22 protein-coding genes, 2 tRNA genes and 1 rRNA gene are annotated in these 21,175 nt (G+C 57.3%); 9 read left to right on the plus strand and 16 right to left on the minus strand.

Annotated elements, in window-relative coordinates; genetic code table 11:
* Positions 1-2: 2 nt before the first annotated feature.
* The 7 genes from hpxK to hpxU all read right to left on the minus strand — a co-directional run bounded on the left by hpxK (position 3) and on the right by hpxU (position 6,372).
* Complete coding sequence (hpxK, locus tag ACTJKZ_RS10175; protein ID WP_161734525.1) at positions 3-1,256, minus strand: allantoate amidohydrolase; 1,254 nt, start codon at positions 1,254-1,256, stop codon at positions 3-5.
* A complete protein-coding gene (locus ACTJKZ_RS10180) occupies positions 1,253-2,488 on the minus strand; it encodes a pyridoxal-phosphate-dependent aminotransferase family protein (RefSeq protein ID WP_161734527.1) in 1,236 nt (411 codons plus the stop codon). The genes hpxK and ACTJKZ_RS10180 overlap by 4 nt, the downstream gene beginning before the upstream one ends.
* Positions 2,489-2,508: 20 nt before the next feature.
* Positions 2,509-3,240 (minus strand): amino acid ABC transporter ATP-binding protein, encoded by a 732-nt coding sequence (locus ACTJKZ_RS10185; RefSeq protein ID WP_061061686.1) that lies wholly within the window; start codon positions 3,238-3,240, stop codon positions 2,509-2,511.
* Complete coding sequence (locus ACTJKZ_RS10190) at positions 3,221-3,877, minus strand: amino acid ABC transporter permease (protein ID WP_161734556.1); 657 nt, start codon at positions 3,875-3,877, stop codon at positions 3,221-3,223. The genes ACTJKZ_RS10185 and ACTJKZ_RS10190 overlap by 20 nt, the downstream gene beginning before the upstream one ends.
* Entirely contained in the window at positions 3,877-4,545 is a 669-nt protein-coding gene (locus tag ACTJKZ_RS10195) for an amino acid ABC transporter permease (RefSeq protein WP_161734529.1), read from the minus strand. Before ACTJKZ_RS10195 ends, ACTJKZ_RS10190 begins: the two co-directional genes overlap by 1 nt.
* 10 nt (positions 4,546-4,555) lie before the next feature.
* The gene (locus ACTJKZ_RS10200; RefSeq protein ID WP_161734531.1) at positions 4,556-5,341 is read right to left on the minus strand and encodes a transporter substrate-binding domain-containing protein; all 786 of its coding nucleotides are present in this window, start codon (positions 5,339-5,341) and stop codon (positions 4,556-4,558) included.
* 191 nt (positions 5,342-5,532) lie between these two features.
* Positions 5,533-6,372 (minus strand): MurR/RpiR family transcriptional regulator HpxU, encoded by an 840-nt coding sequence (hpxU, locus tag ACTJKZ_RS10205; RefSeq protein WP_161734533.1) that lies wholly within the window; start codon positions 6,370-6,372, stop codon positions 5,533-5,535.
* 138 nt (positions 6,373-6,510) lie between these two features.
* Between hpxU and ACTJKZ_RS10210 the strand changes: the two genes are divergently transcribed.
* Genes ACTJKZ_RS10210 through hpxZ form a run of 4 tightly spaced genes read left to right on the plus strand, consistent with a single transcriptional unit; the run spans position 6,511 to position 10,066 of the window.
* Complete coding sequence (locus ACTJKZ_RS10210; RefSeq protein ID WP_161734535.1) at positions 6,511-8,097, plus strand: gamma-glutamyltransferase family protein; 1,587 nt, start codon at positions 6,511-6,513, stop codon at positions 8,095-8,097.
* Positions 8,098-8,109: 12 nt separating this feature from the next.
* Entirely contained in the window at positions 8,110-8,292 is a 183-nt protein-coding gene (gene hpxX / locus ACTJKZ_RS10215; protein WP_161734537.1) for an oxalurate catabolism protein HpxX, read from the plus strand.
* The gene (locus ACTJKZ_RS10220) at positions 8,289-9,686 is read left to right on the plus strand and encodes an AtzE family amidohydrolase (RefSeq protein WP_161734539.1); all 1,398 of its coding nucleotides are present in this window, start codon (positions 8,289-8,291) and stop codon (positions 9,684-9,686) included. Before hpxX ends, ACTJKZ_RS10220 begins: the two co-directional genes overlap by 4 nt.
* Positions 9,686-10,066 (plus strand): oxalurate catabolism protein HpxZ, encoded by a 381-nt coding sequence (gene hpxZ, locus ACTJKZ_RS10225; protein WP_161734541.1) that lies wholly within the window; start codon positions 9,686-9,688, stop codon positions 10,064-10,066. The genes ACTJKZ_RS10220 and hpxZ overlap by 1 nt, the downstream gene beginning before the upstream one ends.
* Positions 10,067-10,115: 49 nt before the next feature.
* Here hpxZ and puuE read toward each other — a convergent pair whose 3' ends face one another.
* The 3 genes from puuE to ACTJKZ_RS10240 are packed head-to-tail and all read right to left on the minus strand — an operon-like array spanning position 10,116 to position 12,554.
* Positions 10,116-11,069, minus strand: coding sequence for an allantoinase PuuE (gene puuE, locus ACTJKZ_RS10230; RefSeq protein WP_161734544.1), 954 nt, complete (start codon positions 11,067-11,069; stop codon positions 10,116-10,118).
* Between the two features lie 34 nt (positions 11,070-11,103).
* Positions 11,104-11,835 (minus strand): allantoin racemase, encoded by a 732-nt coding sequence (hpxA, locus tag ACTJKZ_RS10235; RefSeq protein ID WP_161734546.1) that lies wholly within the window; start codon positions 11,833-11,835, stop codon positions 11,104-11,106.
* Entirely contained in the window at positions 11,832-12,554 is a 723-nt protein-coding gene (locus tag ACTJKZ_RS10240; protein ID WP_222924499.1) for a GntR family transcriptional regulator, read from the minus strand. The genes hpxA and ACTJKZ_RS10240 overlap by 4 nt, the downstream gene beginning before the upstream one ends.
* 144 nt (positions 12,555-12,698) lie before the next feature.
* On the opposite strand from ACTJKZ_RS10240, the gene ACTJKZ_RS10245 reads away from it, so the two are divergent.
* Positions 12,699-14,207, plus strand: coding sequence for an NCS1 family nucleobase:cation symporter-1 (locus ACTJKZ_RS10245; RefSeq protein WP_253421131.1), 1,509 nt, complete (start codon positions 12,699-12,701; stop codon positions 14,205-14,207).
* A gap of 49 nt (positions 14,208-14,256) precedes the next feature.
* Here the strand turns inward: ACTJKZ_RS10245 and ACTJKZ_RS10250 are convergent.
* Together ACTJKZ_RS10250 and dnaQ are read right to left on the minus strand one after the other, a co-directional pair.
* A tRNA-Asp gene (locus ACTJKZ_RS10250) sits at positions 14,257-14,333 on the minus strand.
* 134 nt (positions 14,334-14,467) lie between these two features.
* Positions 14,468-15,199 (minus strand): DNA polymerase III subunit epsilon, encoded by a 732-nt coding sequence (gene dnaQ, locus ACTJKZ_RS10255; protein ID WP_013356870.1) that lies wholly within the window; start codon positions 15,197-15,199, stop codon positions 14,468-14,470.
* Between dnaQ and rnhA the strand changes: the two genes are divergently transcribed.
* Positions 15,153-15,719: a ribonuclease HI gene (gene rnhA, locus ACTJKZ_RS10260; protein WP_161734560.1), complete on the plus strand. Its 567-nt coding sequence runs from the start codon at positions 15,153-15,155 to the stop codon at positions 15,717-15,719. The genes dnaQ and rnhA overlap by 47 nt on opposite strands.
* Here the strand turns inward: rnhA and ACTJKZ_RS10265 are convergent.
* Positions 15,701-16,438: a class I SAM-dependent methyltransferase gene (locus tag ACTJKZ_RS10265; protein WP_150012952.1), complete on the minus strand. Its 738-nt coding sequence runs from the start codon at positions 16,436-16,438 to the stop codon at positions 15,701-15,703. The genes rnhA and ACTJKZ_RS10265 overlap by 19 nt on opposite strands.
* A gap of 42 nt (positions 16,439-16,480) precedes the next feature.
* Between ACTJKZ_RS10265 and gloB the strand changes: the two genes are divergently transcribed.
* Complete coding sequence (gloB, locus tag ACTJKZ_RS10270) at positions 16,481-17,236, plus strand: hydroxyacylglutathione hydrolase (RefSeq protein ID WP_440829524.1); 756 nt, start codon at positions 16,481-16,483, stop codon at positions 17,234-17,236.
* Between the two features lie 71 nt (positions 17,237-17,307).
* The gene (mltD, locus tag ACTJKZ_RS10275) at positions 17,308-18,684 is read left to right on the plus strand and encodes a murein transglycosylase D (RefSeq protein ID WP_013356866.1); all 1,377 of its coding nucleotides are present in this window, start codon (positions 17,308-17,310) and stop codon (positions 18,682-18,684) included.
* Between the two features lie 108 nt (positions 18,685-18,792).
* Here the strand turns inward: mltD and ACTJKZ_RS10280 are convergent, their stop codons facing one another.
* Complete coding sequence (locus ACTJKZ_RS10280) at positions 18,793-19,584, minus strand: endonuclease/exonuclease/phosphatase family protein (RefSeq protein ID WP_161734552.1); 792 nt, start codon at positions 19,582-19,584, stop codon at positions 18,793-18,795.
* A gap of 263 nt (positions 19,585-19,847) precedes the next feature.
* Here ACTJKZ_RS10280 and yafC point away from each other — a divergent pair, with 263 nt between their 5' ends.
* Positions 19,848-20,750 carry a DNA-binding transcriptional regulator YafC gene (yafC, locus tag ACTJKZ_RS10285; protein ID WP_440829506.1) on the plus strand — a complete coding sequence of 301 codons (903 nt, stop codon included), beginning with the start codon at positions 19,848-19,850 and terminating at the stop codon, positions 20,748-20,750.
* 144 nt (positions 20,751-20,894) lie between these two features.
* On the opposite strand, the gene ACTJKZ_RS10290 is transcribed toward yafC, so the two are convergent.
* Together ACTJKZ_RS10290 and rrf are read right to left on the minus strand one after the other, a co-directional pair.
* Positions 20,895-20,971, minus strand: a tRNA-Asp gene (locus ACTJKZ_RS10290).
* Positions 20,972-21,058: 87 nt separating this feature from the next.
* Positions 21,059-21,174 (minus strand): 5S ribosomal RNA (rrf, locus tag ACTJKZ_RS10295).
* Position 21,175: the final 1 nt, after the last annotated feature.

Consider the following 21,175-nt stretch of genomic DNA (forward strand, 5'->3'; position numbering starts at 1 on the left):
GTTCAGCTCCGTCCGGCAATCAGCGAGACCGCCTGTAAATAAGCCTGCAGCGCAGGTGCCACATCTTCCACCGCCACCGACTCCGCCGGATGATGGCTGATGCCGCGATGGTTACGCACAAATAACATGCCGACCGGCCAGCGTTCAGCGATGGCGATAGCGTCGTGCCCGGCGCCGCTCGGCAGCGACAGGCTGCGACCCTGCACCGTTTCAACCGCATGGCTCAGCGCCTGTTGCAGCGCAGAGTCACAGGCGGTGGCACCGATGCGATAATATTCGTTCGACTCGAAGCGAAGTCCACGGCGAAGCGCAATCGCCTCGGCCTGGGTTAACAGGCTGGAGAGTAGCGTCTCCAGCGGATTATCCAGCGGACCACGCACGTCCAGCGACAGTGATATCTCACCCGGAATGACATTGACCGCCCCCGGCGCGCAGTTAATCGTGCCGACGGTGGCGACCAGCTGCGGGTCCTGCTCACGCGTCGTCTGCTCGATAAACACCATCCACTCGGCAGCGGCGGCCAGCGCATCTTTGCGATGGGTCATCGGCACGGTGCCCGCATGGCCCGCTTCTCCGGTAAAACGGCAGTTGAGCCGGCGCGCACCGTTGATCGCCGTAACCACGCCCAGCGCCAGATCCTCCTGCTCCAGGCAGGGGCCCTGCTCGATGTGCAGCTCAAGATACCCGACGATATCCTCAACCCGCCGTGCCGCAGAGGCGATTCTGTCGCTATCGAGCCCGACATCGGCCATCGCCTGCGCTACGGTGATGCCGTTGCCGTCAGGATGGGTCACCCAGCTTTGCGGCCAGCTGCCAGTAATGCCACGACTGCCGAGCAGCGTAATGCCAAAACGGGTGCCCTCTTCGTCGCCGAAACCAATCACCTCAATCGCCAGCGGCAGGCGGCACTGATGTTCGTTAAGCCACTGCACGGTTTCAATGGCGCTGAGTACGCCCAGCATCCCGTCGTAGCGACCGGCGTTGCGCACCGTGTCGAGATGCGAGCCAAGCAGCAGCGCAGGCGCACCCGCTTCTGCCGCCTCGTAGCGCCCGCAGATATTGCCGACCGCATCCTGCCACACCTGCATCCCCGCCGCCTGCATCCACTCACCGACGCAGGCGTTGGCGCGCAGATGTTCTGGGGAGAGGTAGACGCGGGTCAGCCCCTCAGCCGTTTCGCTGATCGCCGCCAGCGCATCGCAGCGCGCCATAACGCGCTGTGCAGCGGCCTGGGCTTCGCTGGCGCTCATCATCATGCGTGGCTCCCGTAGTGATCCCAGGCGGCCTGCGCGGCGGCACCCTGTGGCGTGCGATAGCCGACATAGGTCAGCACCGTTTCCAGCGCGGACAGCGTCTGCATCACGCAGTCTTTGCGCGCGTTGTAGCCCATGGTGCCGATGCGCCACACCTTGCCATGCAGCGGGCCAAACGAGGTGCCAATCTCAATGCCGAAATCTTCCAGCATCAGTTTGCGCACCTGATCGCCATTCACGCCAGACGGGATCATCACGCCCAGCACGTTGTTCATTTTGTTTTTCAGGTCGCCGAAGGTCTCCAGCCCCATCCCCTGAATGCCTTTCAGCATCGCTTCACCGTGCAGTTTGTGACGGGCGATGCCGTTATCCAGACCCTCCTGCAGGATCAGACGGGCGCACTCGCGCGCGCCAAACAGCGCACTGGTGGCTTCGGTATGATGGTTGAGCCGCTCCGGGCCCCAGTAATCCATGATCATGCCGAGATCAAAATAGTTGGAGTAGATCATCTCCTCTTCGCCATCCTGATGTGCTTCGGTGCGGATCCCCTGCTCTACGCATTTGCGTTTGCGGATCACGGCTTCCATCTCTGCGCTCAGGGTGATCGGCGAGGTACCCGATGGGCCGCCCAGGCATTTCTGCATCCCCGCCGAGACGGCATCCAGTCCCCAGGCGTCCGTTTCCAGCGCGTTACCCGCCAGCGACGCGGTAGCATCGGTGTAGAACAGCACGTCATACTGTTTGCAGATTGCGCCTAACTGCGCCAGCGGCTGCAGCATGGTGGTCGAGGTGTCACCCTGCACGGTCAGCAGCAGGCGCGGTCGCACTTTTTTAATCGCATCTTCGATCTGGTCCGGGGTAAAGACTTCACCCCACGGCACTTCAATGGTGTGGACTTCCGCACGACAGCGGCGGGCAATTTCGCACAGCAGATGACCGAAGCGGCCAAACACCGGCACCAGCACTTTGTCGCCAGGCCGGATCGATGACAGCAGAATGGCTTCGATACCGGCGCGGGAGGTGCCGTCAATCAGCAGCGTCCAGCGGTTCTCTGTGCGAAACACGCCGCGATAGAGCGCCATCACTTCATTCATGTAGTGGGTCATCGCGGGATCGTACTGCCCCAGCAGCTGACTCGACATGGCGCGCAGCACGCGGGGATCCGCGTTGATCGGCCCAGGTCCCATCAGCAGACGCTGTGGCGGATTGAGTTGCGGGTAGTGATTGATATCCATCTTCCTTTCCTTTTTCAGAATCAGAGGCGAACCGAAGAGATAAACTGCTTAAGTTCCGGCGTCTGCGGCTGGGCGAACAGCGTTTTACTGTCGCCCTGCTCCCAGACGCGCCCCTGATGCATAAAGACCACACGATCGCCCACGTCGCGGGCGAAGTTCATTTCATGAGTGACGAGGATCAGCGTCATTCCCTCTGCCGCCAGCTGCTCAAGAACTTTGAGCACTTCGCCCACCAGTTCGGGATCGAGCGCGGAGGTGATCTCATCACAGAGTAAAACTTTCGGCGTCATCGCCAGCGCACGGGCAATCGCCACGCGCTGCTGCTGACCGCCGGAGAGGCTGGCAGGATAGTAGTTAAGGCGTTCGCCCAGCCCGACCTTCTCCAGCATCTGCGCAGCCAGCGCCCGGCACTCGGCCTCGCTTTTCTTCAGCACACGGCGTGGCGCCAGCATGACGTTCTCCAGCGCCGTCATGTGCGGGAACAGGTTGAAGCTCTGAAACACCATCCCGACCGAGCGGCTGATTTCACGCGCCTGCGAATCGCGGTCGGTGATCGTCATCCCGCCGAGCTTGATGCTGCCCTCCTGATAGCCTTCCAGACCGTTCATGCAGCGCAGCAGCGTGCTTTTACCCGATCCGCTGCGACCGATGATCGAGATCACTTCGCCCATGTCGATATCCAGATCCACGCCTTTCAACACATGGTTGTCGCCGTAATATTTTTGCACCTGATTAATGGTGATGAGCGGCATTGAATTTTTTCTCCAGATACTGGCTGTAGCGAGACAGCGGATAACACATCAGGAAGTAGCCCAGCGCCACCAGCCCAAAGACTTTAAACGGCTGATAGGTCACGTTGTTCAGAATGGTGCCGGCTTTAGTCAGCTCGATGAAGCCGATAATTGACGCCAGCGCGGTGCCCTTAATCACCTGGACCGCGAATCCTACGGTCGGGGCGATACCGATGCGGATCGCCTGCGGTGCCACCACCCGCCATAGCGTCTGACCGAAGGTCAGGCCGAGGCAGCGCGACGCTTCCCACTGCCCTTTCGGCAGGGCGCGGATGCTGCCGTACCAGATGTCGACCAGAAAGGCGCTGGTGTAAAAGGTCAGCGCCAGCGAGGCGGCGGTCCAGGGCGCGACATCAATACCAAACAGGCCGACGCCAAAAAACGCCAGGAACAGCTGCATCAATAGCGGCGTGCCCTGAAACAGCGCGGTGTAACCGCGTACCGCGCGTGTCAGCCACTTACGCTGCAGCAGTCGCAGAAACAGCAGCGGCAGCGTCACCAGCGTGCCGCCGACAAAGGCCACCAGCGACAGCAACAGAGTCCAGCGCGCCGCCAGAAGCAGATTGCGCAGGATGTCCCAGTCGGTAAAGGTCGTCATCATGATGCCTGCACTCCAAACCATTTACGGCCAATCGCCAGCAGCAGATGGCGCATCGCAATCGACAACGCCAGGTAGATCAGCGTGGTCACCAGATAGACCTCAAAACTTAAGAAGGTGCGCGACTGAATCAGGTTGGCTGCGAAGGTCAGCTCCTCATAGGAGACCTGCGACACCACCGACGAGCCCAGCATGACGATGATGCACTGACTCACCAGCGCCGGATAAATGCGCTGCAGCGCAGGCGGCAGCACGACCCGCAGAAAGGTCTGGCTGCGGGTTAATCCCAGCACCCGTCCCGCTTCCCACTGCCCTTTGGGCGTCACCTGGATCCCGGCGCGGATGATCTCGGTGCTGTAGGCGCCAAGATTGATCAGCATCGCCAGCAGCGCCGCCTCACCCGCAGTGAGTTTCAGCCCCAGCGCAGGCAGACCAAAAACAATAAAGAACAGTTGCACCACAAACGGCGTATTGCGGATCAGCTCGACATAGATGCCCCACAGACGGCTCATCCAGCTCGGTTTGCCGCTGCGCAGCGCGGCGCCCGCAATGCCCAGCGCCACGCCACCGGTGGTCGCCAGCACCGTCAGCTGGATGGTGACCCACAGACCGGAGAGCAGCTCCGGCCAGTAGGGCCACAGGGCGGGAAAGTTAAGTTGCCCGATCATGAATCCGTCCTCAGGCGCCGAGGTTCGCAGGCAGCGGTGCTTTCAGCCACTCTTCAGAGAGTTTATTCAGCGTGCCATCTTTAATGCCCTGCTCAATCAGTTCATTCACTTTCGCTTTCAGCGCAGGCTCATCTTTCTTCAGGCCGATAAAGCAGGGTGAATCTTTCAGCATAAACTGCGCGACGGGCGCTTTGGCCGGATTCTGGCGCGCAATGGCGGCGACGACCAGGTTGCCGGTCGCAACATACTGCACCTGACCGGAGAGATACGCAGACAAGGTGGTGTTGTTGTCTTCATAGCGTTTCACCTGCGCATCTTTCGGGGCCACTTCGCTGAGCACCATGTCCTCTACCGCACCGCGCGTGACGCCAATCGACTTGCCGCTCAGAGCCGACGCCGCTTTAATTTCATCGCCTTTCGGACCGAAGACGCCCAGAAAGAACGGCGCATAGGCGCGGGTAAAGTCGATCACCTTTTCACGCTCGGGGTTTTTACCCATGCTGGAGATAACCAGATCGACCTTGTCGGTTTGCAGATAAGGCACGCGGTTGGCACTGCTGACCGGCACCAGCTGCAACTTAAGTTTCATCTGCTTTGCCAGATATTTCGCCGTGTCGATGTCATATCCCTGCGGCTGCAGGTCAGTGCCGACCGAGCCAAACGGCGGGAAATCCTGCGGCACGGCGACGCGGATGACGCCGCGCTTCTGGATATCCTGCAATTGATCGGCCAGCGCACTGCCCGTTTGTGCCATCAGTAATGCCGCTGTCGCAACCGCCATCAAAACTTTTTTCATTATGCACCCCGGTGAGATTAACGTGAAACAAAAGATTCTTTGACAAGCAATCTGCAACTAATGTGCCAATCCGGGCGGCAACAGAAAAAGGGTTAAGCGACAGAGAGTTCTACGGAAATAGGGCGTAATCGGGGCAATCACGCCGCGGAAGGGGTGTTCTGAAATGGGGCAAAGCACCAAAACGGTGCCTGTTAACGGTGCTCCAGCTCGTCAAACTGCTGGTAAAGGTCGGCGATCTGATGAATCCGCTGGCGTCCCTGTGCCAGCATTTCATGCAGCAGCGCATTGGCGATCAGGTTAACCAGGCTCATGGCGGCACTGTAACTGTCGAAGGCGGAAACGCTGTCGAGCGGCGTACAGAGCTGCCAGCGTGTCAGCGCAATCACCGTCTGCGCCTGTGGCTCACACAGCGCCAGCAGCGGGATGCCAGCCGTCTGCAGCTGCTGCATCAGTGGGCGAATGATGCGCGGACGACGACGAAACGCCATCACAATGACCATATCGTCCGGCGTGATATCCACCAGCTCCTCAGCCAGCGTCTGGCCCGGCTGCGGCAGAATATGCACCTGCGAACGCGCCTGTACCAGCTGCTGTCGCAGATGCAGCGCTACCGGATAGGCGTTGCGCATGCCGATGATAAAGAGACGTTTAGCCTGCGCCAGCTGCTGAATCACCTCGTTAAAGTGCCGGGCATCCAGGCTGTTTACCCACTGCGTCAGATTAGCCATCTCCTGCTTGTAATGACGTGCCAGCAGCGTATTGCCCTGCACCGCATCCCGGTTATCGGTCAGCGGCATGCCGCTCTGGCGCAGGATGCGAAGCTCATCACGCATATCCTTGTACTTCTCATAGCCCAGACGCTTAAACAGTCGACTGACTGTGGCTTTCGACACGCCACTGAGCCGCGCCAGCTCGGCGCTGTTGTAGCTGATCAGATCATCGAAGTGGTCAAACACGAAGTCGGCAATACGCTGCTCCTGCGGAGAGAGCTGGGCATAGTGACTTCTGAGTCGTTCATCAAGCTGTTTCATAAGGCGTCCTGTAACTTTTGTTTCAGCAGAAGCTAGCACAATTTACGCCAGGTTAACCGGTGCATCGTCAGCGGAGCATGAAAACTGGAACAGCTCTTGCTTTGTTATGGGTTCTGTCACCCAAAGAACGAGAAAAAGATGATTCAAAGCAATATGGCCCCGCAGGGGATGGCGGTAACGCCACACCATCTGGCGAGTGAAAGTGCGCTCGCGGTGCTGCGTGATGGCGGTAATGCCATTGAAGCGATGGTAGCCGCTGCCGCGACTATCGCTGTGGTCTATCCGCACATGAACGGACTGGGCGGCGATGGCTTCTGGCTGATTCTGCCGCCCGGCGGCGGCCCTGTCGCTATCGACGCCAGCGGTGCCGCCGGTTCGCTGGCTCACCGCGATTTTTACGCCGATCACCCGAAGATCCCCCATCGTGGGCCGAAAGCGGCGCTGACGGTGGCCGGTACGGTCAGCGGCTGGCAGGAGGCCCTGACGCTCTCTGCGGAGATGGGCACCCCGCCACTGCCGCTGGCCCGTCTGCTGCGGGATGCGATTCGCTACGCCGCCGACGGCATTCCGGTGAGCGCCTCACAGACCGCCGCGACCACGAACTTCCGCAGTGAGTTGCAGCATCAGCCCGGCTTTAGTGCCCATTTTATGCCCGACGGCGATGTGCCGCAGCCGGGCAGCCGTTTTACCCAGCCCGCGCTGGCGAATACCCTGAGCCAGCTCACCGAAGAGGGACTCGACAGCTTTTATCGCGGTCCGCTGGCTCACCATATGGCCGACGAGATGGCGACGCTGGGCATGCCGGTGACGCTGTCCGATCTGCAGCAGCATCGCGCCCGTCGCACGACTCCGCTGCATCTCGCCCACAGCGAAGGCGACATCTGGAATATCGCTCCGCCGACCCAGGGCGTCGTGTCGCTGGCGATCCTCGGCATCACCGATCGCCTGGAGATGGCCGAGGCTGACGACGCACAGACGGTGCATCGCATCGTTGAAGCCACCAAAAAAGCCTTTGCCCTGCGCGACAAACACATCACCGATCCGCGTCACGTCACCGAAGATTTGCAGGCGCTGCTGGAAAGCGATCACCTCGCCACGCTCGCCAGCCAGATCGCCGATGGCGAGGCCGCCGCCTGGGGCAGCGGACGCGGACCGGGCGATACGGTCTGGATGGGCGTAATGGACAGCAGCGGTCTGGCTGTCTCTTTTATTCAGAGCATCTATCACGAGTTTGGCAGTGGTGTGGTGCTGCCCGGCACGGGCGTTACCTGGCAGAACCGGGGCGCGGCGTTCAGCCTCGACCCTGAGCATCTGCTGGCCCTTGCGCCCGGCAAGCAGCCGTTTCATACCCTGAATCCCGCCGCCGCACGGCTGAAAGATGGCCGGACAATGGTGTATGGCGCGATGGGCGGCGATGGACAGCCGCAGACCCAGGCGGCGATTTTCACCCGCCATGTGATTCAGGGCCTGCCGCTGCAACAGGCGGTCAGTGCGCCGCGCTGGCTGCTGGGCCGTACCTGGGGGCAATCGTCAGACTCGCTGAAACTGGAAGGCCGCTTTGACGATGAAACGGTATTGATGCTGCGTCTGTGGGGCCATGAGGTGGAAATGCTGCCGGATTTCAGCGAATCCGTGGGCCATGCGGGCGCGATTGTGCGCCACAGCAACGGCATGTTCGAGGGCGCAAGCGATCCGCGCAGTAACGGCAGCGCCGCCGGTTTTTAACAGGAGCGAATCATGAATCAACACGAGTGGGCCAGCTACATCGGCCATATGGAGCAGATCCTGCAACTGGAACTGGATGACGCGCGTCGCGCTGAACTGCTGATCCAGCTGTCGCGTATCGCGGTGATGGCTGCGCCGCTGATGGCGTTTCCGCTGGATGAACGACTGGAAGTGGCAGGAGTATACCAGGCATGAGATTAGGTGACGTTTCAATTCAGACGCTGCAACAGGCTATCCAGCAGGGTGAGATCAGCGCACTGGAAGTGGCAAAGCGAACGCTGCAGGCAGTTGAGCAGCATAATCCGGCGCTGAATGCCTGGACGGAGGTCACCGGGCCGCGCATGTTAAAAGAGGCCAGCGCCATTGATGCGCAGCGGCAGCGTGGCGACAAGCTGCCCCCGCTGGCGGGCATCCCGTATGCGGTGAAAAACCTGTTTGATGTGGCGGGTCACAGCACGCTGGCCGGTGCCAGCCTGTTCCGCGATCGCCCTGCGGCACAGGCCGATGCGTTTGCCGTCGGAAAACTGCGGCATGCTGGCGCGCTGCTGTCGGGCATGCTGAACATGGATGCCTACGCGTATGGTTTTACCACCGAAAACAGCCATTATGGTGCGACCCACAATCCGCGCGATCTCAGCCGCGTGGCGGGCGGTTCGTCAGGCGGTTCGGCCGCCGCGGTAGCCGCCGGGCTGGTCCACTTTTCGCTCGGCACCGACACCAACGGTTCGATTCGGGTGCCCGCGTCGCTGTGCGGTATTTTTGGTCTTAAGCCGACCTTTGGCCGGTTATCTCGCAGCGGCAGTCATCCGTTTGTTGCCAGCCTCGATCACATCGGGCCGCTGGCGCGGCGGGTTGAAGACCTGGCGCTGGTATATGATCTGTTACAGGGCGCAGACCACACCGATACGTTTCAGGCCGATCGTCCGGTGGCCGCGACGCTGCCGGGGCTGTCACTGGGCAGCGAAGGATTACGCTGCGGCGTGCTGGGTGGCTTTTTTGCCCGCTGGTGCGATGAGGATGCCCGCGCTGCCGTCGCGGTGGTTGCGGCAGCGCTTGAAGCCCAGGAAGAGGTGCTGATGCCGGACGCAGAGGTGGCCCGCTCGGCGGCGTTTATCATGACCGCCGCAGAAGGTGGCAATCACTATCTCCCTGCCCTGCGTCAGATACCGGAGCAGTTTGAACCAAACTCCCGTGAGCGTCTGCTGGCGGGTGCCATGATGCCAGGTGCCTGGTACGTGCAGGCGCAGCGCTTCCGTCGTCATTTCCAGCAGCAGGTGTTACCGCTGTTTGATCGCTTCGATGTGCTGATCGCGCCGGCGACGCCCTGCAGCGCGATCACTATCGGTCAGCAGACCCTGACGATTCAGGGCGAATCGCTGCCTGCTAAGGCGAGCATGGGGATGCTGACGCAGCCGATCTCCTTCCTGGGATTACCGGTCTGTACCGTGCCGCTGGCGACCCGAAGTGGTCTGCCGATTGGATTACAGCTTATCGCCCGTCCGTTTAACGAAGAGGCGGTGTTACGTGCCGCCTGGACACTGGAACAACGCGGCATCACGATGCCGCAAATCAATATGGCAGGAGCCTGATGAACAGAGAGATTAATTTACCGCAGGTGCTTACCGAGGTGACGGCGCAGTTTTATCGCTACGAGCAGGCGCTGGTCAGCAATGATGTGGCCGAACTGGATGCCCTGTTCTGGCACGACCCGCGAACCGTGCGCCTTGGCGCGGGTGAGAACCTGTATGGCATTGATGAGATTCGGGCCTTCCGTGCCGCGCGTCCGTCAGCCGGGCTGAACCGGACGCTGCGCAACACCGTGATTACCACTTTTGGTGAGAATTATGCGGTCTGCAGCACTGAATTTACCCGCACCGGTAGCGATAAAATTGGCCGTCAGCAGCAGACCTGGGTGCGAATGCCCCACGGCTGGTGCATCGTGGCGGCGCAGGTCAGTCTGATGAGCTGACACTGTCCGGCGCTTCGCCCGCTCAACAGGGGCAAGCGCCGGAACCGGCTTACGGTGCCGGGTGCGTGGTGATCCAGTGGTCGGCGATCTGCTGGCGGGTACAGATCCAGACATCGTCATGCTGCTGGATGTGATCAAGGAAGTTCTGCAGCGCGCGGAATTTGCCAGGACGGCCCAGCAGGCGACAATGCATGCCGATCGACATCATCTTCGGCGCGGTTTCACCCTCTTCATACAGCACATCGAACGTATCACGCAGATAGGTAAAGAACTGTTCGGCGGTGTTAAACCCCTGCGGCGAGGCAAAGCGCATGTCGTTGCACTCCAGGGTATAGGGGATAATCAGGTGCGGTTTCACCGTGCCATCCTGACAGGTGACCTGGGTCCAGAACGGCAGATCGTCGCCGTAGTAGTCGCTGTCGTAGCTGAAACCGCCCTGCTCCACCACCAGCCGACGGGTGTTCGGGCTGTCGCGGCCGGTGTACCAGCCGGTCGGCGCTTTACCAAACAGATCCACCAGCACATCGACCGCCTGCTGCATATGCTGACGTTCAGTTTTTGCATCCATACCCTGATAGTGGATCCAGCGCCAGCCGTGGCTGACCACATCGTAATCCGCCTGTTTAATCGCCTCAACGACTTCCGGATGACGTGCCAGCGCCATCGCCACGCCAAACACGGTTAATGGCAGACCGCGTTTCTGAAATTCATTGTGGATGCGCCAGAATCCGGCGCGGGAGCCGTACTCATACAGCGACTCCATCGACATGTGCCGATCGGTATAGCTCGCTGCACCGATGATATCGGAGAGAAACTGCTCCGAGCCGGCATCGCCATGCAGCACGCTGTTTTCAGCGCCTTCTTCGTAGTTCAGAACAAACTGCACCGCCACACGGCTGTTGTTGGGCCAGGCGGCGTGTGGCGGATTAGCGCCATAACCGATTAAATCGCGCGGATAGTTTTTGTTAAAGCTGTACTCTTTCTTCTCTGCAGCGTCAGTCATCACTGGCTTCCTTTCGGGATTCGGGAAAGTTCCGTTAGTTTAGATGCTGAAACGCACCTGAGAGAGGTTTCTGCAAAGGCCAGGCCAGATCGCCATGTTTGCTGGTGCCAAAGCCAAGCGCCACCAGCGATTCGACCATTTTTACTGCTGCACTGACACCATCGATCACTGGCAGGCCCAGTTCCTGGGTCAGCGAAGCAGCCAGCGTCGCCATTCCGCCACAGCCCAGCACAATCGCCCCGCTGCCATCTTCCCGCTTCGCCTGAATGCAGCGCTGCCGCACTTTTTCCTGCGCCAGGCCGCTGCCATCCTCCAGTGCCAGTACTGGCAGATCGATGGCATGCAGCGCGGCACAGTGATGGGTAAAGCCATACTGCTGCAGCAGATGACGCGCAATCACCAGGGTGCGCGGCAGCGTGGTGACAATAGAGAAACGCGTCGCCAGCAGCGTGGCGGTGTGCATCGCCGCTTCCGCAATGCCAATCACCGGTCCGCTGGCCAGCTCACGTGCTGCCAGTAAACCCGGATCGCCAAAGCAGGCGATGACGTGACCGCTGACGCCCTGTTCCCTGCCGAGCCTGATCTGCTCCAGCACACCGATGGCGGCGATCGCCTCATCGAAGTGGCCTTCAATGGAGGGCACACCCTGCGACGGCGAAACCGCCAGAATTTCGGTACCCGGCGCGGCGACGGCACGGGCGGCCTGGCCGATGGTTTCGGTCATCGCCAGGCTGGTGTTGGGGTTAATCACCTGAATCAGACTCATGAGGCAGCTCCAGAGTTTGCGGCAAACAGTCGGGAGAAATCGGGCAGGGTTTCCCCGCTGCGCTCAAAGTGCAGGCTGGAGACGATATGCTCAAAGTGATGTTGTAGCGCCTGCGTCAGCGGTTCCTGCGCGCGCGCGCGCAGTAACTTCAGCAGATTGTCGTGATCGTCACAGCGGCAGCCGCGCTGCCAGGGCGCGCCATAGGCGGCGATCACCAGCGAGGAGCGCTGCGTCAGGCTGGTCACCATGCCGGTAAGCACCTGATTGCCGGAGATCGCCTGCAGCTGGATATGAAATGCCGCAGAGAGCCGGATCGCTGCCGGACCATCCTGATCGGCAAGCGCCTGGTTCTCCTGCTCGATGAGCTGCTCCAGCGCCACCAGATGGGGAGGCTGCAGATGCGCCAGTACCGCGGGCAGATTAGCGCACTCCATTAAACTGCGGGTTGAGAAGATGTCCCGCGCCTCTTCAACTCCGGGTGTCGCCACCTGCGCACCACGTTTGGGCGTCAGCGTCACCATCTGCACCGCCGCGAGGCGTTGCAGCACTTTACGGATGCCGGTGCGGCTTACACCAAAGACCCCGGAAAGGGCCTCTTCCGGCAATTTGCTGCCCGGCGGTAGCTGATGTTCAACAATGGCGTTCATTAACGCCTGATAGATCCCTTCATCCTTATCCTGCAGCCTGGTGGCGTCTCGCTGGCCTGTTTTACTCGTCATTACCTGCTCCGGTCACTCGCTGTGTGCTACATATCGTATACGTGAAAATTAAATATTGTATACAAGAAAAGAGATCTGGCCTGAATCCTGCAATACCGTCCTACCAGATTATTCATTCCACTTTCAGGTACAGGAGCAGGTTTCATGCCAAATCAATCAACGGTGGCCAGCACGGCCTCTGAAGCCAGTGCCCGTTACAGCCCACGGCTCTGTAACGACGACCTGGCACCGACACGCGATCAGAACTGGTCGTGGTACAACATTTTCTCTTTCTGGATGTCCGATGTGCACAGTATGGGCGGCTATGTGGTGGCCGCCAGTTTCTTCACGCTGGGACTAGCCAGCTGGCAGGTGTTGCTTTGCCTGCTCGCCGGGATCTGCATCGTGCAGATCTGTGCGAATCTGGTGGCGAAACCGAGCCAGATGGCGGGCGTGCCTTATGCGGTGATTTGCCGTCAGGCGTTTGGCGTATTTGGTGCCAATATTCCAGCAGTCATTCGCGGGCTAATCGCCTTCGCCTGGTATGGCATCCAGACTTATCTGGCGGCGAACGCCCTGATGCTGGTGCTGCTGAAGTTCGTGCCTTCTCTGACGTCGATGACCGTGCCGCACTGGCTGGGCCTGTCGCTGCTGGGCTGGTGCTGTTTCGGGGTGATGTGGTTACTGCAGGCGATGGTGTTCTGGCACGGCATGAACGCCATTAAACGGTTTATCGATGTCGCTGGACCAGCGGTTTATGTGGTGATGGTCGCGCTGGCGGGCTGGATTGTATACAAGACCGGCTTTGACGGGATCTCCTTTACCCTGGCAAGCAAATCGCTGACCGCGGGCGAGCAAACGTGGCAGATGATTACGGCCACGGCGTTGGTGGTCTCCTACTTCTCCGGGCCGCTGCTGAACTTCGGTGACTTTTCACGCTACGGCAAGAACATGTCAGAGATTCGCCGCGGCAACCGCTGGGGCCTGCCGTTTAACTTCCTGCTGTTCTCTGTGGTGACGGTGGTGATTGTGTCAGGCACGCAGTCGCTGTTTGGCAAAATGATTACCGATCCCATCGAAACCGTGAGCATGGTTGGCAACGATCTGGCCGTTGCGATCGGTCTGCTGACCATGATTACTGCCACTATCGGCATCAATATCGTGGCGAATTTCGTTTCACCCGCTTTTGACTTCTCCAACTGTTCACCGCAGAAAATCAGCTTCCGTACTGGTGGCATGATCGCTGCCGTTGGCTCGGTGCTGTTAACACCATGGAACCTGTTCCAGTCGCCTGAGCTGATTCACTACACGCTGGATGTGCTGGGATCGTTTATCGGGCCGCTGTTCGGGATTCTGCTGACCGATTTCTATCTGATTAAACGTGGACGTATTTCGGTCGACGATCTGTTTAACGACACACCTGCAGGCCGTTACTGGTATCGCGGTGGCTTTAACCCTAAAGCGATTGGCGCGCTGCTGCCGTCGGTGGCAATTTGCCTGGTGATTAGCTTTATCCCTTCCCTGCATCAGGTAGCGAACTTCAGCTGGTTTATTGGTGCCGGTCTGGCGGCAGGCTGCTATCGCTTTATCGCCCGTGAAGATCGCGAGGCGGAGGATGTGACCCGCTGGCATAGCGAGGGAATGGCGCAGAAGAAGCAAGCCGCGGCTGAATAGCAGACAGCAAAAAGCCGATTCATTTCTGAATCGGCTTTTTTAAAGAGATTGGCGGAACGGACGGGGCTCGAACCCGCGACCCCCTGCGTGACAGGCAGGTATTCTAACCAACTGAACTACCGCTCCGCGCTTTGTTCCCCGTCGGGAACGAGGCGCATAGTAATGGCAGCCTGTTACGACGTCAATGCTTTTTCCGACCGAACAAATCGTTTGCTGTTTTTTTCAGCTTACCGCTGATTTTCTCAACAAAATCACGCAATTCAGCCGCGCCACAGACAGCTGCCGCCTTTTTTCATCACCAGATCCAGACGGGATTCATGAGCAACCACCTCTTCTTCGCTGGCCGTGACCACACGCAGTGCAGAAGCGGGACGCACGATGCGCTGGATGCTCTCTCCCTGAGCCTGTCGGGCGCTTTCACTCTCCGATAAAAAGGAGAGAGAGGTCTGCCCGCCGGTCATGGTCAGGAACACTTCTGCCAGAATCTCGGCATCGAGCAGTGCGCCGTGCAGGGTTCGTTTGGTGTTGTCTATTTCGTAACGTGAGCAGAGCGCATCAAGGCTGTTACGCTTGCCGGGAAACATTCGACGCGCCAGTGCCAGGCTGTCGGTAATTTTGCAGAAGGTTTCGGTTTTCTCAATGCCGCGATTCAGCTTTGAAAATTCGTAATCCATAAAGCCGATATCAAACGGCGCGTTATGGATGACTAATTCGGCACCGCGAATGTAGTCGAGAAACTCATCGGCGATTTCGCTGAAGGCGGGCTTGTCGGCCAGAAACTCATCGGCAATGCCGTGGACGCCAAAAGCTTCGGGATCGACCAGCCGATCGGGCTTGAGATACATATGGAAATTGTTACCGGTCAGGCGACGGTTAATCACCTCTACCGCACCAATCTCAATGATGCGGTGCCCCTCATAATGTACCCCGATCATGTTCATGCCGGTGGTTTCAGTATCGAGAACGATCTGGCGGTTATTTGCAGTGCTCATAAGACCCGTTTTATGTCAGACTTGGCGTTTTTTAAGAGGAAGTCTACCAGAGATGCGCAAACAGGTAGAGATATTCACCGATGGATCCTGTCTTGGAAATCCCGGTCCCGGCGGTTACGGGGCGATTTTACGCTACGGTCAGCATGAGAAAACCTTCAGCGCGGGCTATCGCCTTACCACTAACAACCGGATGGAGCTGATGGCGGCGATTGTCTCGCTTGAGGCGCTGACCCAGCCGTGCGATGTGGTGCTCAGCACCGACAGTCAGTATGTACGTCAGGGTATTACCAGCTGGATCCACAACTGGAAAAAGCGTGGCTGGAAAACCGCCGATAAAAAGCCGGTGAAGAATGTCGATCTCTGGCAGCGTCTCGACTTAGCCCTCAGTACCCATAAGATTCAGTGGGAGTGGGTTAAAGGCCATGCCGGACACCCGGAAAACGAGCGCTGCGATGTGCTGGCCCGCAGCGCGGCGGAAAATCCTGCTTTTGAGGATATCGGCTATAAAGCCGAGTCCTGATCCTCTGCTTTCCGGAACTGACGTGTGGCATTGACCGTCTGACGAATCTTGCTGGTACTCAGGCTCTTCTTTGCCCGGGTCGGCAGCAGCGGGAAGGTTCGCTTGCGCGCCACCACAATATTAAGACACCCCAGCGCCGGTAAGTGGGCGCTGATCAGTTTCCCGCCCTGCTGATGCCATGGCAGCACCTGAAATCGGGTGCGGTAGACCACCTCATAATTCAGTAGTCCCAGCCAGTCGAGCAATCGCATCTGGCTGAACATCCGCCCGCTCCAGGGGGCTTTACGAGTTAATCCCGGTACCATTTTACTAACGCCGAGCAGGCTGAAAGGATTGAAGCCGCTGATGATCATCCAGCCATCGTCGATTAATACCCTGTCTACTTCGCGTAACACCCGGTGAGGATCCTGACTCCAGGCAAGCGTATGGGCAAGCAGACAGGCATCAATCGACTTCGACTCAAACGGCAATTGCATCGGGTCAGCCCGCACCTGTAATAGCTCGCCTTCGCTGCCCACATTGACCTGATGTGAAATAGCACAGTTTTCGGTGTTGATTTCTGCGCTGAGGTTGCCAAGCTTAAGCATATGAAAGCCATAAAGCTTTCCGAGATAAGGCTGAAGCTGCTGCGTTAGCGCGTCGCGGAAATAATCTCCCCACGGCATGTTACGCCAGGACAGCGGTGCGTTCAGAACCTGGCGTGATTTAGCGGGCTTCATGCTTTACGCTCTTCCTTTTCCTACGACCTGCGAGAGGTGATGATGAATCTTACCAGTATTCCTGCGTTGCAGGACAACTACATCTGGACGCTGAATGATGATGAGGGTAAATGCCTGATCGTTGATCCCGGCGAAGCTCAGCCAGTGTTAGAAAAAATGGCGTCAAACGGCTGGCAGCCAGTCGCCATTCTGTTGACTCACCACCATAACGACCATACGGGCGGCGTGAAAACATTATGTGAGCACTTCCCTGACCTTGAGGTTTACGGCCCTCGGGAAACCGAAGCGAAAGGGGCCAGGACGATAGTCAGCGAAGGCGATAAAGTCACCGTACTGGGCCTGACCTTCAGAGTGATCCATACTCCTGGTCACACTTTAGGACATATCTCATATTACAGCTCGCCTTATCTTTTCTGTGGCGACACTCTCTTTTCAGGCGGGTGCGGACGCCTTTTTGAAGGCACTCCAGAGCAGATGTATGATTCCTTTCAAAAGCTTAACCAGCTACCAGGTGAGACTTTAGTCTGCTGTGCGCATGAATATACTTTATCCAATCTGAAGTTTGCTGCGGCTATTCTGCCCCATGACCCGCAAATAACGGCCGAATACCAGAAAATTAAGGACTTACGCGCCGAAAATGGCATTACTTTGCCAACAAAACTGGCGCACGAACGGTCAATAAATTTATTTCTTCGTACGCAAGATATTGATTTAAAAAGGGCATTAAACGTTAACATTACTGATGAACCAGTATGGCGGACATTTGCCGTTCTACGCGAGAAGAAAGACGCTTTTTGATTTTTCGGGTTGTGTTGTGAAAAGTCGTCACGTATAGTTGCTCGTCTTTTAAGCGAACTATTGACACACACATGAAGGCTAAAGCGATCTTACTCGCCTCAGTCTTGCTGGTAGGATGTCAGGCGTCCAGGAACGATGCCAATATCCCCGAACAGCATGCACAGAGTCTGTCTTCAGCTGGTCAAGGTGAAAATGGAAAGTACGGAGACGAGTTTTTGTCGCCGCGATGGCAGGAAGATGGAACTGGCCTCGCAGCAGACGCAGATCTCTGGAGTTTCATTAGTGACGAGTTGAAGATGGGGATTCCGGAAAACCCGGCAATCCGCGAACAAAAAAGTAAATTTTTAAAAAATAAGAGCTATCTCCACGATGTAACATTACGGGCAGAGCCGTACATGTACTGGATAGTCGAGCAGATACAGAAACGTAAAATGCCGATGGAACTGGTACTGCTACCCATAGTGGAGAGCGCTTTTGACCCTCGCGCAACCTCATCCGCCAATGCCGCTGGTATCTGGCAGATTGTTGCAGCTACGGGTCGAAACTATGGTTTGAAACAAAACCAGTATTACGATGGGCGACGTGATGTAGTCGCATCCACGAAAGTTGCGCTGGATATGATGCAGCGTCTTAATACCATGTTTGACGGTGACTGGTTACTGACCATTGCTGCTTACAACAGTGGTGAAGGACGGGTGCTCAAAGCGATTAAGCAGAATAAGGCGCGCGGTAAGCCGACTGACTTCTGGCATTTATCGCTGCCACGCGAAACCACCGTGTATGTGCCTAAAATGTTAGCCTTGAGTGAACTGCTCAAAAATAACAAGCGTTACGGTATCAAACTGCCGACACCGAATGAAAGTCGTGCTCTGGCACGAGTGGAAGTGGGTCAGCAGATACAGCTGACGCAGGCTGCCGAAATGGCGGGTATGTCGCTCACGAAACTGAAGAGCTTCAATACCGGCTACAAAGGCGGTGCAACAGCGCCTAACGGCCCGCACTACATTATGGTGCCGAAGTCGAACGTCGCGAAATTGCGTAACTCACTGGCCTCCGGTGACATCGCAGCGGTACAGCCTGTGCAGCTTGCGAAAGCCAGCGCGAGTGGCGGGTACAAAGTGCGACGGGGTGATACGCTTTCGGGTATCGCCGCTAAACTTGGCGTTAGCGTCTCGACACTGAAGCAGGAAAACAACCTGCGCGGTGCTGATATCCGACCGGGTCAGACGCTGACCATCGGTTCGAACGGCACCCGACTGGCTGATAACGGCAACAGCATCACCTATCGTGTTCGTAAGGGTGATTCTCTTGACAGTATTGCCCGTCATCACGGCGTCAATATCAAGGACGTGATGCGCTGGAACAGTGTGCTGGACAGTGCGAAAGATATTCAGCCCGGCGATAACTTAACGCTGTTTGTGAATAATAACGCTACACCTGATACCTGATACGTTGAAAAGGCTGACAATTGTCAGCCTTTTTCTTTCATCCATCTGCCACGATTTACTCATTACCCTGCCCGCTTCTTCTTCTGCAGGCACATTCAATGCACCGGATTAGCTTCCTGAGCTAAACTCCACCAGTAACGGGTTATGATCGGAAGCGCGCGTCACCAGTACGGATGCCTCACTCACTCTGAGATCGCGATAGAAGACGAAATCCAGCGGGCGACCAAACGCTTTGCGGCGATGATCGGCCGTAAACATCACCTCTTCCAGCTTCATCCGCTGTGCAAACCGGTAGAGCGCATTGATGCGCTGACGGCTCCAGGCATTGAAATCCCCGGCCATGATGACCGGTCCCTGATGATGCATGATCTGCTCGCCGATAGGCCCCAGCTGTTTACTGTAGACGTCGACACCCAGGCTGAAGTTAACCGCATGGATGTTAACCACCATCAGCATTTCTCCCGCAGGCAGAGGATAAGCCGTAACCAGCGCCGATTTTGACAGCCTCAGCAGAGGCTCACGTTCGCGTAAGGGGCAACAATAGACCGGATGGGCAGAAGCGAGGGTCATTACGCCAGAGGGATGCTGAGGCAGCACAAAGGCAGGCACCTGATCGGCAGCCAGATAATTACTGGTGGCAAACTGCACCAGTTCAGGTGTGGTCTGCGCTTCCTGCAGTAACACCAGATGGGCATCCTTACCAAATCCTTCCAGCACTGACATCCAGTCTGCACGCTGCTGCTTGAAGATATTCCATACCAGAACTTTAAGGTTTGGATGCGCGGGCAACGGTGCGCCGGGTGGCAGTGCCTGGCCGAGATGGAGCATCGCGCCAGGTGGAAAAATCTGCTCCACTGGTTGTCCTGCTACATATCGCATTGCATAAGTTTTTTTACGCACTTTCCCGCCTGGCTGATAATTCAAAAATACAGTTAACACCTGTCTGTTATAGGGATTCTAGACCGATGTTTCAATGGATGCAGGTGAATGTCAGAATTCATCACGCTTTTCCAGAATAAGGCGTTACTTTAAGCTCGCTAAGCTAAACGAGGCAGAACCTGGCCACATCAACGGTGTCATCATTGAGGACGCCTGTACTGGAGTTATGCCAGTATAATCGTCCATAAAATAGCTAAATATCTGCGACATGCCAGGGAGGAAGAATGAAGGCATCTTCTGACGAACTCAAAGTGTTTGTCAGTGTAGTAGAGAGTGGAAGTTTCAGCCGCGCTGCTGAGCAGTTGCAGATGGCTAATTCTGCCGTCAGCAGAACCATAAAAAAACTGGAAAACAAGCTGGGCATTGCTCTGCTAACCCGTACCACGCGACAGCTGGCACTTACGCAGGAAGGTGAACGCTATTTCCGCCATGTTCAGCATTTTTTGCAGGAGATGACGACCGCAGAAAGCGATTTGATAGAAAGCTTACAGGAGCCCAAAGGGTTACTGCGCGTTGATGCCGCGACACCGGTTATTCTGCATTTGCTGATGCCGATGGTTAAGCCCTTTCGCCAGCGCTATCCCGGGGTGACGCTTTCGTTAATCTCATCTGAGAGTTTTATCAATCTGATTGAACGGAAAGTGGATATTGCGATTCGTGCTGGCAATCTCACGGACTCAACACTACGCGCCAGATTACTGTTCAATAGTTTTCGCAAAGTTGTCGCCTCCCCTGCCTATCTCCATGAGCACGGTGTCCCACAAAAGGTGACCGATCTGGATAACCATCATTGTCTTGGCTTCGAAGAGTCCCCGAGGCTCAATCGCTGGCCCATTGCACGTGAAAGCGGCGAACTTTATGACATCGACTGGGCTATCTCTTCGAATAGCGGAGAGACAATTAAGCAGCTCTGTCTTACCGGCAATGGGATTGCCTGCCTGTCAGACTATATGATTGATCGTGAGGTCGCGGAGGGATCACTGGTGGAAGTGCTGGCCGATCAGCGTCTGCCGGTCGAGATGCCCTTCAATGCGGTCTACTACAGCGATATCGGAGTAAGCCAGCGTGTGCGGGCTTTTATCGATTTTCTCAATGAGTGGACAGCTGCGCAGCCGTGGCGCACGTGACATCTATAAGAGCAGGCCTTATCGGGGTCTGTTGCTACAGTATGATCCTGGAGATCGAAGATAATCAGCGCGGATACTTTTTCCGCGATGAATTTGCTGCAATGGAAAAAGCCCTGACCGTTAAGTCAGGGCTTTCCAATTAAGTGGCGGAACGGACGGGGCTCGAACCCGCGACCCCCTGCGTGACAGGCAGGTATTCTAACCAACTGAACTACCGCTCCACCGATTCTTTCACGCTTATCAGCAACCGGCTGATAGCCGCCTGTTCCCGTTATTTTCCCTGCCAGAGGAAAAGGAACAAATTTGATGCCTGGCAGTTCCCTACTCTCGCATGGGGAGGCCCCACACTACCATCGGCGCTACGGCGTTTCACTTCTGAGTTCGGCATGGGGTCAGGTGGGACCACCGCGCTAAAGCCGCCAGGC

The organism is Pantoea sp. 22096, from assembly GCF_052045955.1.
In the GTDB taxonomy this organism is placed as follows: domain Bacteria; phylum Pseudomonadota; class Gammaproteobacteria; order Enterobacterales; family Enterobacteriaceae; genus Pantoea; species Pantoea alfalfae.

Coding starts and splice junctions, on each gene's coding strand:
- hpxK (WP_161734525.1), bottom strand. CDS start 1,256: ATGATGATGAGCGCCAGCGAAGCCCAGGCCGCTGCACAGCGCGTTATG.
- ACTJKZ_RS10180 (WP_161734527.1), bottom strand. CDS start 2,488: ATGGATATCAATCACTACCCGCAACTCAATCCGCCACAGCGTCTGCTG.
- ACTJKZ_RS10185 (WP_061061686.1), bottom strand. CDS start 3,240: ATGCCGCTCATCACCATTAATCAGGTGCAAAAATATTACGGCGACAAC.
- ACTJKZ_RS10190 (WP_161734556.1), bottom strand. CDS start 3,877: ATGACGACCTTTACCGACTGGGACATCCTGCGCAATCTGCTTCTGGCG.
- ACTJKZ_RS10195 (WP_161734529.1), bottom strand. CDS start 4,545: ATGATCGGGCAACTTAACTTTCCCGCCCTGTGGCCCTACTGGCCGGAG.
- ACTJKZ_RS10200 (WP_161734531.1), bottom strand. CDS start 5,341: ATGAAAAAAGTTTTGATGGCGGTTGCGACAGCGGCATTACTGATGGCA.
- hpxU (WP_161734533.1), bottom strand. CDS start 6,372: ATGAAACAGCTTGATGAACGACTCAGAAGTCACTATGCCCAGCTCTCT.
- ACTJKZ_RS10210 (WP_161734535.1), top strand. CDS start 6,511: ATGATTCAAAGCAATATGGCCCCGCAGGGGATGGCGGTAACGCCACAC.
- hpxX (WP_161734537.1), top strand. CDS start 8,110: ATGAATCAACACGAGTGGGCCAGCTACATCGGCCATATGGAGCAGATC.
- ACTJKZ_RS10220 (WP_161734539.1), top strand. CDS start 8,289: ATGAGATTAGGTGACGTTTCAATTCAGACGCTGCAACAGGCTATCCAG.
- hpxZ (WP_161734541.1), top strand. CDS start 9,686: ATGAACAGAGAGATTAATTTACCGCAGGTGCTTACCGAGGTGACGGCG.
- puuE (WP_161734544.1), bottom strand. CDS start 11,069: ATGACTGACGCTGCAGAGAAGAAAGAGTACAGCTTTAACAAAAACTAT.
- hpxA (WP_161734546.1), bottom strand. CDS start 11,835: ATGAGTCTGATTCAGGTGATTAACCCCAACACCAGCCTGGCGATGACC.
- ACTJKZ_RS10240 (WP_222924499.1), bottom strand. CDS start 12,554: ATGACGAGTAAAACAGGCCAGCGAGACGCCACCAGGCTGCAGGATAAG.
- ACTJKZ_RS10245 (WP_253421131.1), top strand. CDS start 12,699: ATGCCAAATCAATCAACGGTGGCCAGCACGGCCTCTGAAGCCAGTGCC.
- dnaQ (WP_013356870.1), bottom strand. CDS start 15,199: ATGAGCACTGCAAATAACCGCCAGATCGTTCTCGATACTGAAACCACC.
- ACTJKZ_RS10265 (WP_150012952.1), bottom strand. CDS start 16,438: ATGAAGCCCGCTAAATCACGCCAGGTTCTGAACGCACCGCTGTCCTGG.
- gloB (WP_440829524.1), top strand. CDS start 16,481: ATGAATCTTACCAGTATTCCTGCGTTGCAGGACAACTACATCTGGACG.
- mltD (WP_013356866.1), top strand. CDS start 17,308: ATGAAGGCTAAAGCGATCTTACTCGCCTCAGTCTTGCTGGTAGGATGT.
- yafC (WP_440829506.1), top strand. CDS start 19,848: ATGAAGGCATCTTCTGACGAACTCAAAGTGTTTGTCAGTGTAGTAGAG.